This window comes from Pandoraea soli (assembly GCF_902459595.1).
Classification (GTDB): Bacteria; Pseudomonadota; Gammaproteobacteria; order Burkholderiales; family Burkholderiaceae; genus Pandoraea; species Pandoraea cepalis.
The window spans coordinates 25,362-42,227 of sequence record NZ_CABPSG010000016.1; the positions used below are offsets into that span (position 1 = coordinate 25,362).

A 16,866-nucleotide genomic window follows, 5' to 3' on the forward strand; every position below is an offset into this window, starting at 1 on the left:
GATCCTCAGGCAGCGGTCGGCAGCGTCGTGCACGACGTGCCGGTCAATAGGGGGCGTCCGACGCGCGCGAGCGCACCGTGGAACGTTTCGCCGGGCAGCCATGTGGTCAGGCGTGCGCGGAGGGAGAGGAGCGCGTCGATATCGAGCCCCGTCGCGATTTGCATGTCGTCCAGCATAAAGGCCAGATCTTCTGTGGCGGCGTTGCCGCTTGCGCCCGGCGCGTGCGGACATCCGCCGATGCCGCCAAGGGACGTATCGAAGCGATCGACACCGGTGCCGAGTGCCGCGATGACGTTGGCCAGCGCCAATCCGCGCGTGTCATGGAAGTGACCGCACCACAGGCGCTCACCGGCCAGCTTGCGCGCTTGCGTGAACAGCCGGCTCACCGCGCCGGGGCCGGCGTAACCCACCGTATCCGCCAGGCTGACGTCGTCGGCGCCAACGTCGAGCAACGCGGCGAGACAGCGCATTACCTCGGCTTCCGGCACGACCCCCTGCAGCGTGCAGCCGAAGGCCGTGCCCACGCCGCCTTCGATCTTTGTTTTGACGCCAGCGGCGTCGCGTGCGGCACGAATGCGCCCGACCTCCGCGATAACGTCATCGGGCGTTTTGCGCAGGTTGGCGAGACTGTGTGCGTGGCTCGCCGAGAGGGGGACGAGCAAGCGGTCGACGCCGCAGGCCAATGCGCGTTCTGCACCTTTCAGGTTCGGCACCAGCGCGCTGACGGACAAGCCGGGAAGGGTGCGGGCGTGCGCTACGAGTGCGGGCGTGTCGGCGAGTTGCGGCAACCGCTCGGGCGGCACGAACGAGCCGACCTCGATTTCGCGCAAACCGGCGGCGTAGGCGGCGTCGATCCACTCGATCTTGCGTTCGGTGGGCAGCACGCTGGACAGGCTTTGCAGCCCGTCGCGCATACCGACCTCGCGCAGCATGACGCGCGGTGGATACAGGGACATGGCATCTCCAGAGTTATCGGTGCCGGTCTGAACCTCCGGCTTTTGTGCTAACTTTAGTCATTCCTGAATGGAAATAAAGAGAAGAAAAGGCAGCTTTGGCGTTCCATTCAGGAATGTCAGAATCAGGCGGACCGAGGAGGCGTTGTGCGCGACATTGATTTGAAGACCTTGCGCTTGTTTGTGGCCGTGTGCGACCACAACAACATCGGACGGGCGGCGAGCGAGGCGCATATCGAGCCGTCGGCGATCAGCAAGCGAATTGCGCAGATGGAGTCGGATCTCGGCGTGACGCTGTTGACCCGCACGCGCCGTGGGGTACAGCCCACGGCCGCCGGGCTGGCGGTGCTGGAAAATGCGCGCAGCGTGCTGTTCACGATGGAGCGAATCGCGTCCGACGCGGCGTCGTTCGGGGGTGGCTTGAAGGGGCGGGTGAGCCTGTGTGCGTCCGCGTCGGCCATTGCGGAATCGCTGTTGGACGATATCTCCGACTTCATGTCGATCCCGGCCCACGCCGACATCCGGGTGGATGTCGAGGAGCGGTTATCGGTCGATCTGGTCCGGCGCATTCGCGAGGGCGCCGCGTCAGTCGGCGTCTGTTGGGACAACGTTGCGCTGGACGGCTTGCAGGCGGTGCCGTACCGCGAGGATTCGCTGGCCTTGGCGGTGCATCCGGCGCACCCGTTGGCCGAGCGCCGCTCGCTGTCGTTTCACCAATCGCTGGACTACGACCACGTAGGCATGCCCCCGGCGACGGCGGTGCATACGTTGCTGCAGCGAGCCGCCGCGAGCGTCGGGCGCACCGTGACCTATCGCGCGGTGGTGTCAAGCTTCGACGCCGCTTTGCGCGTCGTTGCCGCCAACCTGGGCATCAGCGTGATTCCCGCCGAAGTCGGAGAGATCTACCAATCCAGCATGAAGATCAAGACGATCCCGCTGACAGACAGCTGGGCCCGCCGACGCTTCATCATCTGCTATCGCGACTTCGAAGCGTTACCGCCCGCAGCGCAGCGAATGGTCGAACACCTGGTGGAACGGGCTCGCACCCAATCGTGACTACGCGACGGTATTTCCGAGGCATCGCACAGTATTGACCGGTTTGAGTGGTATGGCGCGACGTATGATTTCAGTCATGGTCAGCGTGGCTTGCCGCCGGTAGACTTCGAATGCACTTTCGATTGGAGTGATCCATGAAACGCCCTTCAGTGTTGTTAGTTGGGGCCGCGACCGCCGCCCTGTTCGGTGGCGTAGTTTTCTCATCGGTCGCCTTGGCCGACCTCACCGCGCGCCAGGCGACGGTGGCGCAGCACGGGGCGGAGGTGATGCCGTTCTCGTTGGCCGCGACGAGCCATGTCTTTACGAAAACGACCACGGGCGGCGTGCAGAAGGTTGTCACGAAGCATCGCGACCCGAAGCAGGTCGCGCTGATCCGCGAACATATGACCGTCATCGCGCGACAATTCGCGGCGGGCAACTTCGGGGCGCCCGAGACGATTCACGGCAGCGACATGCCGGGTCTGCAGACGTTGCAAGACGCGCCGCCGGGCGAACTGAAGGTCAGCTATCGCGACTTGCCAAATGGCGGTGAAATCGTCTATCGCGCAAACGAGCCGCGTCTGGTCGACGCGCTGCACACATGGTTTGACGCGCAGGTGTCCGATCATGGTCATGACGCCATGGCGGGACACGATCCCGGCATGATGCGCCACCATCCGATGAACGCTTCGATGGCGAAGTAAGTCGCGCATACCCACCGGGACACGCATGGCCGATCTCTCCGATGCCCTCGCCCCTGGATCGGTCTCGTGTCCGCCAACGTGGCCGGACGCACTGCGTGAATCGGCCCGGTTGTGCCGGTACGAGGCGAACACTTACGTGTTCAAGCGCGGACAGCGCGTCGAGTCGGTGTATCTGATTCAAACGGGGCAGGTGCTGTTGCGACGTGACGAAGCGCACGGCGAATCCATCACGCTGCAAACCGGAGGGCCTGGCGATTTCCTGGCCGAGGCGAGCCTGTTCAGCTCGTACTATCACTGTGACGCGTTTAGCGGCAGTGCGAGCGAATTGCTGGCCTTTCCAGCGAAGACCCTGCTGTTGTGTCTGCAGCGCGATGCCGGGTTTGCCATCGATTGGATCCGGCTGCTGTCGCGGCAACTCGTGCGCAGCCGTGCCCGCGCGGAACGTCTGACACTACGCTCGCCTCGCGAGCGTGTGCTCCATTGCCTGCGCCTGGAGTGCGACGACCAGGGACGGTTCAAACCGCCCGGAACGCTCATGCAGTGGGCCGCCACCCTAGGCATCGCCCATGAAACCCTCTATCGCACGTTGGCCCAACTGGAACACGACGGAACGATCGTGCGTGACGGGATCGAGATTCGAGAGGTCTCGCATCGGAGCAACGGCTCGAAGACATAAGCGGGTGCTGCGTGCCGTGCTTTGTGGTCGACACCGGCGTCTCGTTGGCTCCGCCTCCGGCTACCGCATGTCGCGACATCGGTACGAAAACGGCGCACCCACACACTCGCCCCGCCCACGCAATGGCGAGGCGACGTAGGTGGAATTAAAACGCTGGTACCTGGCGGCGAATTTCCTATACTCGAACAGATTCCCGGAGCCGTCAGCCCGTCGCCCTGTGGGGCATGACCGCCCGTCCTCATCGGCAAGGCCGCTTGCAGCGGTATTTCTCGAAAGGACTTTGTTCATGGACGACATCTCTCCGCAAGCCTTCGTAGATGCCTTACTCGGATATCAGAAGACCGCTGCGGTGAAAGCCGCCGTCGCGCTCGATCTGTTCACCGCGATCGAGAACGAAAAAGGCGAACTTGAGCCCATAGCGAAGCGCGTGCATGCCTCCGTGCGCGGCGTTCGCATTCTGTGCGATTACCTGACCGTGCTGGGGCTGCTGCAGAAGCAGATGGGGCGGTATCTGTTGACGCCGTCGACCGCGACGTTCCTCACGACGTCCTCGCCGGCTTGGATGGGAAGCGTTACTGATTTTCTTGCGGCCCCCGAAATGACGGCGCTATGGCTGGAGGATCCCGTTGCGTTCGTTCGAAACGGCGGCTCCGTAGGGCTAGGCAACATGTCGCCTGACAACCCCGTCTGGGTGAAATTCGCGCGCGCAATGGTGCCCTTTGTGGCGCCAACCGCGCGGGCGGTGGCCGAGCACGTCGGCACATGGCCTGAAGCACCGAAACGCGTGCTCGACATTGCCGCCGGGCACGGCGTCTTTGGCATTGCGATCGCTAACGCCTTTCCCGCGGCGGACGTTGTGGCAACCGACTGGCGGGCGGTATTGGAGGTCGCGAAGGAGAACGCTGTGGCGGCCGGCGTAAGCGCGCGCTATCGGACGATCGAGGGCAGCGCGTTTGACGTCGATTGGGGAACGGACTTCGATCTTGTTCTGATCTCGAATTTCCTGCACCACTTCGATCCGCCCACCTGTGTGGGACTGCTCTCGAAAGTACGCAAGAGCCTCAGGGCCGGAGGGCGAGTGCTCGCGGTGGAGTTCGTGCCCGACGACGATCGCGTCTCGCCGCCCTTCGCCGCGGCATTCTCCTTCATGATGCTCGGATCAACGCCGCGAGGCGATGCTTACACCGCACGTGAACTCGAGGAGATGGGCCGCGACGCTGGTTTTTCAAAGATGCGCGTAGCGCCCCTCCCGCCTTCGCCTGAGAGCCTCGTCGTATTTGAGTGATGGCCTGATTACCTGTCGTCGCTGGCGCCAGGATTTGCGCAGCCGCCGGCAGTGCCCAGGCCAAGGAAGGGAATGCCGCCTCTCTCGATTGCGAGGTCGACGTCTGACCGTCAGCGCTTCCCTTCACGGTACGTTGCACCGTACGCCATAGCCCGTTGCCCCTCCTTCGGGCGGAAGAGACGTCTTCCGTATCGCCCTTGCCATACCGAAAACTCGCCGCGCTGATATCGCGGCGGAACCGCTTATTTGCGCATCTCGCAAAGTCTTATATAAGACATAAGACATAAGACGTTTGACCTTGCCCGATATAGGGACTAAAATCGCGCTAGACGCAGTATTGGAACAAGCCTCGGAGGGCCGAAACCCTCCCCCGAAACGCAATGCCAGCAGGTCTTCTCATGCTCGAAAACTATCGTGTTCACGTGGCCGCCCGCGCCGCGCTTGGTATTCCGCCCCTGCCGCTGACGGCACAGCAGACCGCTGAACTGGTCGAGCTGCTGATCAATCCGCCGGCGGGTGAAGCCGAAACGCTGGTCGACCTCATCACGAACCGTGTTCCGGCCGGGGTGGACGAAGCCGCTCGCGTGAAGGCGGGCTTCCTCGCCGCCGTCGCCAAGGGTGAGACCGCCTGCTCGCTCATCTCGCGCGCCCGTGCGACCGAACTGCTCGGCACCATGCTGGGTGGTTACAACATCCAGCCGCTCATCGAGCTGCTGGCCGACGCCGAAGTCGGCACCGTCGCCGCCGACGCCCTCAAGAAAACGCTCCTGATGTTCGATCAGTTCCACGATGTCAAGGAACTGGCCGACAAGGGCAACGCCAACGCCCGCGCTGTGTTGCAAAGCTGGGCCGACGCCGAATGGTTCACGAGCCGTCCGGAAGTGCCGCAGAGCCTGACCATCACCGTATTCAAGGTGACGGGCGAAACCAACACCGACGACTTGTCGCCGGCACCGGACGCCACCACCCGCCCGGATATTCCGATGCACGCGCTGGCGATGCTCAAGAACGCGCGCCCCGGCATCACCCCGGAAGAAGACGGCAAGCGCGGCCCGATCAAGTTCATCGAGTCGCTCAAGGAAAAGGGCCATCTCGTCGCCTATGTGGGCGACGTGGTCGGCACCGGCTCCTCGCGCAAGTCGGCCACCAACTCGGTGCTGTGGTTCACGGGCGAAGACATCCCCTTCATCCCGAACAAGCGCTTCGGCGGCGTGTGCCTGGGCAGCAAGATTGCTCCGATCTTCTACAACACGATGGAAGATGCCGGCGCGCTGCCGATCGAACTCGATGTGTCGAAGATGGAAATGGGCGATGTGGTCGAACTGCGCCCGTACGAAGGCAAGGCCCTCAAGAACGGTGAAGTGATCGCCGAATTCCAGGTCAAGTCGGACGTGCTGTTCGACGAAGTGCGCGCCGGCGGCCGTATTCCGCTGATCATCGGCCGCGGCCTCACGGCCAAGGCACGTGAAGCGCTGGGCTTGCCCGCGTCGACTCTGTTCCGTCTGCCGCAGCAACCGGTCGACAACGGCCGCGGCTTCTCGCTGGCGCAAAAGATGGTCGGCCGTGCCTGCGGTCTGCCCGAAGGCCAGGGGATCCGCCCGGGCACGTACTGCGAACCGAAGATGACCTCGGTCGGCTCGCAGGACACCACCGGTCCGATGACCCGTGACGAACTCAAGGATCTGGCCTGCCTCGGCTTCTCGGCCGATCTCGTCATGCAGTCGTTCTGCCACACCGCCGCCTATCCGAAGCCGGTGGACGTGAAGACGCACCAGACCCTGCCGAACTTCATCAGCACGCGCGGCGGCATTGCGCTGCGTCCGGGCGACGGCGTGATCCACTCGTGGCTCAACCGCATGCTGCTGCCGGACACCGTCGGTACCGGCGGCGACTCGCATACGCGCTTCCCGATCGGCATCAGCTTCCCGGCAGGCTCGGGATTGGTCGCCTTCGCCGCTGCCACCGGCACGATGCCGCTGGACATGCCGGAATCGGTGCTCGTGCGCTTCAAGGGCAAGATGCAGCCGGGCGTCACGTTGCGCGATCTCGTCAACGCGATTCCGCTGTACGCCATCAAACAAGGCATGCTGACGGTGGCCAAGCAGGGCAAGAAGAACATCTTCTCCGGCCGCGTGCTCGAAATCGAAGGCCTGCCCGATCTGAAGGTCGAGCAAGCGTTCGAACTCTCGGATGCCTCAGCAGAACGTTCGGCCGCCGGTTGCACGGTGCACCTGAACAAGGAACCGATCATCGAGTACCTCAACAGCAACGTCACGCTGCTGAAGTGGATGATTGCGCAGGGCTACCAGGATCCGCGCAGCCTGCAGCGCCGTATCGCGGCCATGGAGCAGTGGCTAGCCGATCCGCAACTGCTGTCGCCGGACGCCGATGCCGAGTACGCCGCGGTCATCGAGATCGATCTGGCCGACATCCACGAACCGATCGTGGCCTGCCCGAACGATCCGGACGACGTGAAGACCCTGTCGGACGTGGCCGGCGCGAAGATCGACGAAGTGTTCATCGGTTCGTGCATGACCAACATCGGTCACTTCCGTGCGGCCTCCAAGCTGCTCGAAGGCAAGCGCGACATTCCGGTCAAGCTGTGGGTGGCGCCGCCGACGAAGATGGACCAGAAGCAGTTGACCGAAGAAGGTCACTACGGCGTGTTCGGTACGGCGGGTGCGCGTACGGAAATGCCGGGCTGCTCGCTGTGCATGGGTAACCAGGCACAGGTGCGCGAAGGTGCAACGGTCATGTCGACGTCGACCCGCAACTTCCCGAACCGTCTTGGCAAGAACACGAACGTGTATCTCGGCTCGGCGGAACTGGCGGCGATCTGCTCGCGTCTGGGCAAGATTCCGAGCAAGGAAGAGTACATGGCCGACATGGGTGTGCTCGCCACCAACGGCGACAAGATCTACAAGTACATGAACTTCGACCAAATCGAAGACTTCAAGGAAGTCGCCGACACGGTGCAGATGTAAGTTTGATGGCGCGTTACGGTACGTTGGTTGGGCCGTAATGCGGGAAGCACAGTGAAATGGCGCCGCGAACTGGAGGTTCGCGGCGCCATTTTTTTATGTTCGTCGGTGCGGATGAGTCGCCGGCATTCGCTAGTCCGCCGACCGGTTCATGAATGAAGCGGTCGGCGGACTATGGGACGGGCAGGGACGAACTCGGTGGATCACTGCCCACCGCGCATGTCGAACTCGGCCAACTCGTCGTCGTCAAGCTGCGCGATGAGTCCGGTTTCCCATTCCAGATAGCGCCGCGCCGCGTCTCGGTTACCTTCGTGCCGGTCGTGCACAAAGAATAAGAAATCGATGCAGGCCTGATCTGACGGCCGATCCGGTGAGCTTTCGCAAGGCAGCCCGGCGGCCGCCCAGGCCGTGAAACCGCCCGTCAGCACGGAAACACTCGAGACATCGCAACGCGCCAGCAATTCGGCCGCCGCTAGCGCGGCAACCGCGTCATCGCCAGCAACGAGCACAACATCCGTGCGATCGGACGGTAACGGGACCGTCGCGAGACGCGGTCGAATCGACCAAATGGCTCCCGCCACGTGCGCGCGCCTGAACGCCATGCTCGAGCGGACATCAATCACGCAGACCTTCGCATCGTACCGCCGCGCCGATAGCTCGCTCGCGTCAATGGCGGGCAGCGCCTGTGCTCGCCACCCGTCCGGGCGCGGCAGCGACAGCCCGCTACGCAAGCCGGCCGACAGAATGTAGGCGTCGTGGCCAAGTTGCCGCAGCCAACTAGCGATGACGGGTGCCCGAACGCCGTCGTCGTCAAACACGATCACCTTCGCATGGCGCACACCGACGTAGCGGTCCGTTGCGTGCACCAGCTGCCCGCCTGGCGCGTGGCGCGCGCCGGGAAGACTGCCAGCGGCGTATTCGTCCGCCGTCCGCACGTCGAATAGAAATAGGGAATGTTCGCCTTCTGCCTGCCATCGCACGACGGCGTCAGCATCGATGCTCGGCACCTCGAAGCGCTCCGCGAGCGCCGCGCTTGCAACTTGCGCCGCGGCAAGCGCGGCAGGCGACACGGTGTCCGAATAACGCTGTTCGTCTCCGTGTTCAAGCGCGTGGTCGGCCAAATACCAGCCCTGCGTTCCGTTCTCGAGCGCTAAAACGCGGTCCTTGGGCCAGCCCAGATTGATCAAGGTTTGGGCACCCACAATGCTGCGGGTACGTCCTGCGCAGTGGACAACGAGGATCGCATCGTTACTGCCCGGCAAATCATCGACACGCAGCGCCAATTCGCCGTTTGGCACGCAAATTGACCCGGGTACCGACATCTTTCGGTGTTCGTCGATGGGACGTCCATCGAGCAGCAGCACATTGCGCCCACCAGCACGCCAAGCCACGAGCTCGTCCGGACCGACGCGCGGCGTGTTGTATGCATGCTCGATCAGTTCCCCGAAGACCTTCGACGGGACGTTCACGCCGCTAAACACGTTGAGCCCGGCGTCTCGCCACGCACGCATGCCTCCGCTGAGGACATGAACTTGCGTGTATCCGAGCGCGGTCAGCCTTTGCGAGGCCCGCGCAGCGATCGGCGGCGCGCCGTCGTCGCCGCTCTCACTACCGCTGTCGAATACAACCAGCCTGACGTCCTTTTTCGGTGCGAGCCGTTCGACGTCGGTTTCGAGCCGGCTGTATGGCAGCGACACTGCGAAGAGCGGATGTCCTTCGCCATATTGACCATGCTCGCGAACGTCGAACAGCGCAATTTCGTCACCGTCGTGCAGCCACCGCTTCAGCGTTGGCGCGTCGATCGATCTTGCACCCATGCCGAAGGAATGGCCGTCCGCGGCAACTTGCGCAAGCAGATGCTTCTCCCAATCGAGATACGCGCGCATCGCGTCAGCATTACCTTGGCGACGATCGTTCGCCCAGTACAGCACATCGACACGCGCGGCTTGCGACAATGCGTTTTCGGGAGATATCTCGATTGGAAGGTCTTGGTCACGCCAGGCGCGCAGCCCGCCGGCCACAACGGCAATCGATACGCCTTCGCCCGCGATTTCGGCCAGATCGAGCGCGGCCAGATGGGCGGTAGCCGCATCGCTCGAAAAAAGCACGAGCGGCCGGCCATCTCGAACATGCGTCTTGATCGCCTCCAGCCGCGCACGATTCGCCCACACCGCGCCGGGTGGATGTGCGGCGAGATAGTCCGCACTCGAATCGAACGAAACCGCGAGTGCGCCGTCTCGAATTCGATCCATCGCATCCGCCGGCGAAATTTCAGGAGCCCCCCGAACGCCAGTGCTCCATTCGCGCTCAACTCGCGCAGCTTGATCTGCCGCGTCGGCACCAACGGCGTAGCCGTTAACCTGAGCCGCGTTCGAAGACGGCGCATCTACGCCGAAGGCGTCCGTCAGCACATAGACGTCCCAGCCCATATGCTTGAGCCAGTGCGCGGTCATCGTCGCACGCGCGTTGTCTGAATCGATCAGCACGACACGAGCGTTCAAAGTGCCGAGCCATTGATCGGTCGCCTGAATCAACTGTCCACCCGGTGCCGACCGCGTGCAGGGAAGGCGGCCGCTTGCGAATTCCTGCGGCGTGCGGACGTCGAACGCGTACGTCGTGCGACACGCCTGTTGTGCTTCGGACATCCAGTCGTCGAACGTCGAGCGATCAATGCTTGCGATGTCAAAACGGCGAGCGACTTCCCGCGCGCGCTCGGCCGCGCGTGCGCTACCCGCCTCGCTCACTGAAGGGAAGCGGCGGTGCATACCGACTTCCAGCTCGAAACCCGCAAGGCGCCAACCGTGGTTGCCATCCGCAAGCGCAACGACACGATTAGGCACGCCGGAGTTGATCAGCGTCTGAGCACCGACGATGCCACGCGTGCGTCCACCACACGCAACGACAACCAGCGTATCAGGCGACGACACGAGATCGTCGAATCGATAGACCAGTTCCCCGCCCGGGCAAGACACGGCGGACGGTACATGGCGGGCGGCGTGCTCCGCTTCCGTGCGCGGGTCAAGCACGATCACCTCGGCGTTCGCATCCAACAATTCCGCCAACTGACCTGCATCGATCGACGGCGTGCCGAAAGTATGCTCAACCCACTCGCCAAAGGCCTTGCTGGGAACATAAATGCCTTGAAACACCTGATTGCCGGCCGCACGCCACGCAGGTACGCCGCCCCGCACTACGCCTACCTGCGTATAGTCGAGCGCATGCAGTCGTTCACGCGCGCGCGACGCAATGTCGTTTCCGTGATCGATCAGCAGGATCGGACAAGTGCGACGCGGTACAAGCGGCGGCACCAGCAGTTCGAGCCGGCTATATGGGACGTTAATCGCCCGCAGCAAATGGCCGAGTCCGAATTCGCCCTCCTCGCCGACGTCGATGAGCGCGAACTCGTCGCTACCCGCCAACCATTGCTTCAATTGCTCGATCGAGACGTCGTCGAGATGCATCATCTACCTTTCTCCAATGTCGATACGGTGGCGCTACGAAGACGCACTCATGCGCCCGCGGCCGGGTGCAAAACAGGAAGGGAATCAGCCAACGGCTGAGGCCGTACCACGTCTGATAGAAATTGGCGTGCACGCGGGTGGCGCGGCGCCGAAAAGAATTGTTGCGGCGTCGCATCTTCGAGGAGCGTGCCGGCATCCATGAACCAAATCCGGTCAGCCACATCAGCCGCGAAGCCCATCTCATGTGTGACAACCACCATGGTCATGCCGTCCGCCGCGAGTGTCTTCATGACGCCCAGCACCTCGCTCACCATCTCAGGGTCCAGTGCACTGGTTGGCTCGTCAAACAGGATCAGCGGGGGTTGCAGCGCCAACGCGCGCGCGATCGCAACGCGCTGCTGCTGCCCTCCCGACAACATGCTCGGCATCGCGTCCGCGCGATGGCCGAGTCCAACCCGTTCCAGCAGCGCCATTGCACGCTGCTCGGCGTCCCGCCGCGGCATTCCGGCCACCTTGATCTGCGCCAGCATGACGTTCTGGAGTGCCGACAAGTGCGGGAACAAATTAAACTGCTGAAATACGAAGCCAATTCCGGCGCGCAGTGCGTTCAGACGCCGCCCCGTGGCGTGGATATCGTTGCCGTCAACGTAGATCTTGCCCCCGCCGATGTCTTCCAAGCGATTCACCGTGCGGATCAATGTCGACTTGCCGGAGCCAGATGGCCCGCAGACGACGACCACTTCACCTTTGTTCACGCTCCCGCTGACGCCGTTCAGCGCGTGATACTTGCCATACCATTTCTGTACGTTGTCGAACTCGATCATCGCGTCCATCTCCAATCCTTTCTCATCTCTTGCCGAATGCTCATTGCGCCGCGCGTCGTCGCTGGATACGTCTGTCCAGCGTTCTCGCGAGCGCCGAAAGCGATGCACAGGCCAACAGGTAAAACCCGGCCAACACCAGAAAAACCTGCAGCGCATTCGTCGTTTCCATGCTGTTCACCTGTTGCGCCGAAAACGTCACTTCCTGCACGCCGATCACATACACGATCGAGGTTGCCTTGATCGTCGACACGAACTGATTGACGAACGAAGGAATCATGTTCACCAGCGCCTGCGGCAACAACACGTGCCGTAGTGACTGCAGGTACGACAAACCTGACGCGCGGGCTGCCTCGGCTTGTCCGCGCGGCAATGCGAGTAATCCGGCCCGCACGATCTCGCTGAGAAACGCCGCCTCGTAGGCGACGATTGCTGCAAGCGCTGTGTGAAACGCTGAAATCGTCCGCCCGGTGGCAAGCGGAATCACGTAGTAAGCCCAAAACACAATCATCAGTAGCGGGATCCCACGCAGCGTGTAAACCCAGGCAAATGCGGGCCAACGTAGTACGCGCCAAGGACTCATTCGGGCCAGCCCGAGCACAAGTGCGACCGGAAACGCCAGCCCCAAGCCGAGGACCGCAAGGATCAGCGTCAACGCGAAGCCGCCGATCGGCCCGCTCGGCCAGCCGCCCACCAGAAAGACCAGCAGGTATCGATGCAGAATGTCGAACATCGCGCTCACCCCCTAGGCGCCGGCGCGTAGCGCCGGGACAACCACGCGCCCAGGCCCATCAAAAGCCAACAGGACACTAGATAAAACACCGTCGATACCGCGAACACTTCGAACGCGCGAAACGTTTGGTTTTCGATGGCATGCACTTGATACGTCATTTCCGCCACTCCGATCACCATCGAAAGGCTCGTGTCCTTGAACAGGATCAGCGAGCGGTTGAGCAGCGAAGGCAAACCGATGCGCAGCGCCTGCGGCAACAGCACGTATCGCATCGACCCGCCAGCACTCAGGCCGATTGAGCGCGCCGCTTCAATTTGCCCGTACGGGACCGAGCGCAGCCCCGAGCGAATGTCCTCCGAGAAATACGCGGCGGCGTTAAGAGACAGTGCAATGGCAGCCAACAGGAACTCGCTGTCGTGGTGGTTGATCCAGATCTGGATGGCACGAGGCAGCATCTGTGGCATACCGAAATACCAAACCATGATTTGCACGACGGTTGGCACGTTGCGGTGGTATACGACGAACGCGCTCATCAACGCGGTGACCGGCCTGGCGGGCACCACCCGCAGCACGACGATCACCAGCGCAACGATGAAGCTTCCGACCCACGCGCACGCGAACAGCGACAAAGTGGTGCGCGCGCCAGAGAGGAGCATGTCGGCAAAACCGTTTGTCAGGAGGAACGAAAGATTAAATTGCATCGTTCAATTGGGCCAAATCAGGGCTGATCGACGGGTTCGACCTTGAAGGTGCGAGTCAGCTTGTAGATCGACTGCGACCCCAGCCACTTGTCGTATGTCGCACTGAGCGCACCGCTGCGATCCATTTGAGTAATCACTTGGTTAATCGCCGCCAGGAGCGAGGTATTGCCCTTCTTCACTACGATTCCCATATGTTCGATGAATACGGGTTGCGGCAGCAGCACGGTCGGGTCGTCCCCGTTTTTGGCACTGTTCTCAAAGCGGATCAAACCCAATTCACCGCCCACCACACCATCCACCTTCTCGTCCTGCAGCGCGAGATAACATGCGGCGATGTCGTTAAACGTAATGATTTTTGCCTGCTTGAGCACCCGGCCTGCAACGGCGGCGGAACCAGATCCGCTGGTCGCGCACACGCGAGCACCCTTGAGCTGCGAAATGTCGGTGACGCCGGACTTCTTCTTGACCAGGACACGGATCGCGTCCTGGAGGTACTGCAGGCTATAGTCGACTTGTTGCGCGCGTTGTGGCAGATAAGTCATCGAGCCCGCGACCACGTCAACGCGCCCCATGTCCAACTCCGCAATTCTCGCCTCGGTCGACATTGGTTTGTGTTCCAGTGCAACGCCGAGCCCGGTGGCGAGCGCGTGACACATATCGACGTCGTAGCCAACGAAAGTGCGGGTCTTTGGATCCTGATACGCATACGGAGCGGTCGCGTTCTGCGTGCCGCAAATCAACTTGCCGCGCGCTTTGATTTCCGCGAGCGTGGCGGCGTGCGCGCCCGTCATCAGCACCGATGACGTCAGTACTGCGAACAAAGCCGCGATTTTCCAGACGATGCCTTTACTCATATTTGTCCCCTTCTCTTCGTCAAAATTGCATGTCAACACGCGCTCTGCAGCGCAGGCATTGCTTGCTCCAGATCGCCGATCAGATCCGCAACGTCCTCCAAACCAACGTGAAGACGGATCACTGCCCCCTCCGGCCGCCACGCGTTCACGGTCCGCACCGCTTCGGCGTGGACGACGTTGACCAGGCTTTCGTAGCCGCCCCAGCTCGACCCAATCCCGAATAGCCGAAGCGCGTCTACGAAGCCTCGTACGTTTGTGCACTCTTCGCGCACCACGATGGCGAACAACGACGCCGCCCCGCGAAAATCGCGCTTCCACAGCGCGTGTCCCGGGTCTTCGGGTAGCGCGGGATAAAGCACGCGGCTGACTTCCGGTCGCGCCTGCAACCAGCGCGCAACGGCCAGTGCACTCTCCATTTGCTGCTTCAATCGCACTCCCATCGTGCGCAGTCCTCGCAGCGCGAGGTAGCAGTCGTCGGGACTCACGCCATAGCCAAAATCGCTCACCGCATCGCGCACCACACGCCAGTAGCGTTCATTGGTCGTGATCACGCCCATCATCAAATCGGAATGACCACCGATATACTTGGTGGCGGCGTGTATCGATACGTCGACGCCATGTTCGAACGGCGAGTAGAAGTAGGGGGTAGCCCATGTGTTATCGGCGACGACCGCGCAGCCTGCGGCCCGCGCCGCCTTCGCAATCGCCGGAATGTCCTGCATCTCGAACGTCATCGATCCAGGCGATTCGCAGTACACAACGGCCGTCTCCGGGCGAATCAACGCTGCGATGCCGGCACCGATCCCTGGGTCGTAAAACTGCACATCGATGCCGAGCGGCATGAGTCGCCGCATGCAAAATTTGCGCGCGGGCGCGTACACCGTATCAGGCACCAATACATGGCTGCCCGGCGCGGCAAGGGCCAGAAGCGTTGATGCGATAGCAGCCAGACCATTGGGTAGCGCCACAGAGCGGTAGCCACCCTCCAGCTCGGCGACAGCGCGCTCGAAAGCAAATGTCGTGGGCGTGCCATGCCGACCGTAGCGCACGCCGTGGTCACCCAATTCGTGCCGCTTTTCATACGATGCCAGCGTCGGAAAGATCACCGTCGATGTTCGATATACGGGCGGGTTGACCGTCCCCGCGTGGTCGGCGGGGCTACGACCGGCATGGGTCAATACCGTATCTGCTCGTTTCATGAAATAGTTTGTCCGTTTACGTTATGGCTCAATGACGGGCGATGCGCCGCCTCAACGAGGTCGGTTGCGCAAACGCGAGACGAGCGATCCAGACGATTCATACGTTCGTTCCTGGCGATGCTCGGCGCGCGCTGACCTTGCCTCAACTCATGTGATATGCGCTTCGACGCATTCGCGATAGCCAATGTTTGCGCTCAGCGCCGCGCGATAACGCTCAACCGATGGCAGTTCGGCGAGCACATCGTCAACGAGCGATAGCCGGTGAACGTGCGGCGCGAGTGCGATGTCCCCAATCGTGAGCCGGGCGCCGGCTATGAACGGCCCTTCGCCCAGGCTCGCATCCAGGATCTTCGCTGTCGCGACAACGCGATTGCCCAGCGCACGTCGATGATCGATCGGGGCCGACTGCTTCAGAGCCTCACGAAGCGCCCGCAACGCCGGGACGAGATTTAGCGACGCCCAATCCATCCATTTGTCGCTGGCCGCGCGCGCACCAGGATCAACCGGCCACAGCGCGCCGTCACCATAGCGCGCGGCAAGATAGCGGACGATCGCGTTCGATTCCCACAACACCAACGCGCCATCGCGCAGCGTCGGAATTCGAGCGTTGGGATTGAGCGACACGTATTCTTCAGAGCGCAGCGACCCGAAGTCTCCACCCGCAAGGTGAAGTTCGAACGGCACATCGAGCTCCTTCAGCGCCCATACCACCTTCGCGACATTGGATGACGTGTTGCGTCCCCATACTTCAATCATTGACGACCCCCGTGCGAATATCCGTGTCGCCCGCGCTTACCGTTGCGCGAGCGCTCCATTGACTTCGCGTGGATCACGCGAAATCCTTGCCGACGGTCGGCCGCATGAAATTCTGGTTGTAGTTGAGGACCCGACCGGTCTCCAGATCAAAGCCAATTCGATCACTCAATGTTTCGAGAGCACGGCCATACAAGTGCAGATGTCGCACGGTGCTGGCGCCGTCAACGTGGATGCTGTGGATATCGTCCGGCATGAACTCGATGGGTGCACCCGGTCGCACGACGTATTCCCGATCCAGTTCGAGCTGCGCGCGCTCCGGGTCGCTACCGTCGTCGACGCGCCGGTAGATGCGGTTCAGCTCTTCTCCCGCCAAGGCGACGATAACGGCCCAAGTGCCGTGGTTATGCGGCGCAGTGCGCTTGCCCGGCACGATCGAATTCACGTACAGCGCAAAGCCATGATCCTGCGACTCGTTCAGCAGATAACGCAGCGATGTCTGCGGAGCACCGATCTCCGGGGCCGGAAAATCTTCTAATGGGAATAGGTCCTGCGCTGCGGTGAGGCGTTGCAGGATCCGGCTCACTTCGCTCAGTAACGCGCGATCAGGAGTGCGCTGCCCAACTCGTTCGATGATCTGCGCCATTGTTTCCTGCACAAGGGCGTGGCGTTTGGTGCGACGATCCATATCTATTTCTCCTGTTTGATGG

Annotated in this window: 14 protein-coding genes and 1 pseudogene; 5 read left to right on the top strand and 10 right to left on the bottom strand. The window is 62.2% G+C overall.

From position 1 onward, the window contains the following. Window positions 1-5 precede the first annotated feature (5 nt). Window positions 6-956 (bottom strand): hydroxymethylglutaryl-CoA lyase, encoded by a 951-nt coding sequence (locus PSO31014_RS19840; RefSeq protein WP_150553186.1) that lies wholly within the window; start codon window positions 954-956, stop codon window positions 6-8. Window positions 957-1,100: 144 nt separating this feature from the next. On the opposite strand from PSO31014_RS19840, the gene PSO31014_RS19845 reads away from it, so the two are divergent. The 5 genes from PSO31014_RS19845 to acnB all read left to right on the top strand — a co-directional run bounded on the left by PSO31014_RS19845 (window position 1,101) and on the right by acnB (window position 7,637). Next, on the top strand, window positions 1,101-2,009 hold the full coding sequence (locus PSO31014_RS19845; protein WP_150553187.1) for a LysR family transcriptional regulator: 909 nt from the start codon (window positions 1,101-1,103) through the stop codon (window positions 2,007-2,009). A gap of 134 nt (window positions 2,010-2,143) precedes the next feature. Further along, window positions 2,144-2,692: an aspartate carbamoyltransferase gene (locus PSO31014_RS19850; protein ID WP_150553188.1), complete on the top strand. Its 549-nt coding sequence runs from the start codon at window positions 2,144-2,146 to the stop codon at window positions 2,690-2,692. 25 nt (window positions 2,693-2,717) lie between these two features. Further along, a complete protein-coding gene (locus tag PSO31014_RS19855; RefSeq protein ID WP_150553189.1) occupies window positions 2,718-3,368 on the top strand; it encodes a Crp/Fnr family transcriptional regulator in 651 nt (216 codons plus the stop codon). Between the two features lie 286 nt (window positions 3,369-3,654). Then, window positions 3,655-4,653 carry a methyltransferase gene (locus PSO31014_RS19860; RefSeq protein WP_150553190.1) on the top strand — a complete coding sequence of 333 codons (999 nt, stop codon included), beginning with the start codon at window positions 3,655-3,657 and terminating at the stop codon, window positions 4,651-4,653. Between the two features lie 398 nt (window positions 4,654-5,051). Then, window positions 5,052-7,637: a bifunctional aconitate hydratase 2/2-methylisocitrate dehydratase gene (gene acnB, locus PSO31014_RS19865; RefSeq protein WP_150553219.1), complete on the top strand. Its 2,586-nt coding sequence runs from the start codon at window positions 5,052-5,054 to the stop codon at window positions 7,635-7,637. A 200-nt stretch (window positions 7,638-7,837) separates the two neighbouring features. Here acnB and PSO31014_RS22755 read toward each other — a convergent pair whose 3' ends face one another. The 9 genes and pseudogenes from PSO31014_RS22755 to PSO31014_RS19905 all read right to left on the bottom strand — a co-directional run bounded on the left by PSO31014_RS22755 (window position 7,838) and on the right by PSO31014_RS19905 (window position 16,844). After that, window positions 7,838-9,451, bottom strand: a complete 1,614-nt coding sequence (locus PSO31014_RS22755; protein WP_246176885.1) for a rhodanese-like domain-containing protein — start codon at window positions 9,449-9,451, stop codon at window positions 7,838-7,840. Between the two features lie 594 nt (window positions 9,452-10,045). After that, window positions 10,046-11,098, bottom strand: a pseudogene (locus PSO31014_RS22885) (rhodanese-like domain-containing protein); the annotation flags it as partial. Window positions 11,099-11,142: 44 nt separating this feature from the next. After that, a complete protein-coding gene (locus PSO31014_RS19875) occupies window positions 11,143-11,919 on the bottom strand; it encodes an amino acid ABC transporter ATP-binding protein (protein WP_150553220.1) in 777 nt (258 codons plus the stop codon). 40 nt (window positions 11,920-11,959) lie between these two features. Then, window positions 11,960-12,571, bottom strand: coding sequence for an amino acid ABC transporter permease (locus PSO31014_RS19880; RefSeq protein WP_343039591.1), 612 nt, complete (start codon window positions 12,569-12,571; stop codon window positions 11,960-11,962). Window positions 12,572-12,654: 83 nt separating this feature from the next. Beyond that, window positions 12,655-13,350 carry an amino acid ABC transporter permease gene (locus PSO31014_RS19885; RefSeq protein ID WP_150553193.1) on the bottom strand — a complete coding sequence of 232 codons (696 nt, stop codon included), beginning with the start codon at window positions 13,348-13,350 and terminating at the stop codon, window positions 12,655-12,657. Between the two features lie 17 nt (window positions 13,351-13,367). Continuing rightward, complete coding sequence (locus PSO31014_RS19890; RefSeq protein ID WP_150553194.1) at window positions 13,368-14,204, bottom strand: transporter substrate-binding domain-containing protein; 837 nt, start codon at window positions 14,202-14,204, stop codon at window positions 13,368-13,370. Window positions 14,205-14,236: 32 nt separating this feature from the next. Further along, a complete protein-coding gene (gene metC / locus PSO31014_RS19895; protein WP_150553195.1) occupies window positions 14,237-15,403 on the bottom strand; it encodes a cystathionine beta-lyase in 1,167 nt (388 codons plus the stop codon). Window positions 15,404-15,550: 147 nt separating this feature from the next. Beyond that, window positions 15,551-16,159, bottom strand: a complete 609-nt coding sequence (locus PSO31014_RS19900) for a glutathione S-transferase family protein (protein ID WP_150553196.1) — start codon at window positions 16,157-16,159, stop codon at window positions 15,551-15,553. A gap of 73 nt (window positions 16,160-16,232) precedes the next feature. Next, window positions 16,233-16,844 carry a cysteine dioxygenase family protein gene (locus PSO31014_RS19905; protein ID WP_150553197.1) on the bottom strand — a complete coding sequence of 204 codons (612 nt, stop codon included), beginning with the start codon at window positions 16,842-16,844 and terminating at the stop codon, window positions 16,233-16,235. Window positions 16,845-16,866: the final 22 nt, after the last annotated feature.

Excerpts from the sequence above, each read along its gene's own strand:
- PSO31014_RS22755 (WP_246176885.1), bottom strand. The coding sequence starts at position 9,451 with ATGGGTGCAAGATCGATCGACGCGCCAACGCTGAAGCGGTGGCTGCAC.
- PSO31014_RS19900 (WP_150553196.1), bottom strand. The coding sequence starts at position 16,159 with ATGATTGAAGTATGGGGACGCAACACGTCATCCAATGTCGCGAAGGTG.
- PSO31014_RS19905 (WP_150553197.1), bottom strand. The coding sequence starts at position 16,844 with ATGGATCGTCGCACCAAACGCCACGCCCTTGTGCAGGAAACAATGGCG.
- PSO31014_RS19840 (WP_150553186.1), bottom strand. The coding sequence starts at position 956 with ATGTCCCTGTATCCACCGCGCGTCATGCTGCGCGAGGTCGGTATGCGC.
- PSO31014_RS19885 (WP_150553193.1), bottom strand. The coding sequence starts at position 13,350 with ATGCAATTTAATCTTTCGTTCCTCCTGACAAACGGTTTTGCCGACATG.
- PSO31014_RS19890 (WP_150553194.1), bottom strand. The coding sequence starts at position 14,204 with ATGAGTAAAGGCATCGTCTGGAAAATCGCGGCTTTGTTCGCAGTACTG.
- PSO31014_RS19855 (WP_150553189.1), top strand. The coding sequence starts at position 2,718 with ATGGCCGATCTCTCCGATGCCCTCGCCCCTGGATCGGTCTCGTGTCCG.
- acnB (WP_150553219.1), top strand. The coding sequence starts at position 5,052 with ATGCTCGAAAACTATCGTGTTCACGTGGCCGCCCGCGCCGCGCTTGGT.
- PSO31014_RS19875 (WP_150553220.1), bottom strand. The coding sequence starts at position 11,919 with ATGATCGAGTTCGACAACGTACAGAAATGGTATGGCAAGTATCACGCG.
- PSO31014_RS19850 (WP_150553188.1), top strand. The coding sequence starts at position 2,144 with ATGAAACGCCCTTCAGTGTTGTTAGTTGGGGCCGCGACCGCCGCCCTG.
- metC (WP_150553195.1), bottom strand. The coding sequence starts at position 15,403 with ATGAAACGAGCAGATACGGTATTGACCCATGCCGGTCGTAGCCCCGCC.
- PSO31014_RS19860 (WP_150553190.1), top strand. The coding sequence starts at position 3,655 with ATGGACGACATCTCTCCGCAAGCCTTCGTAGATGCCTTACTCGGATAT.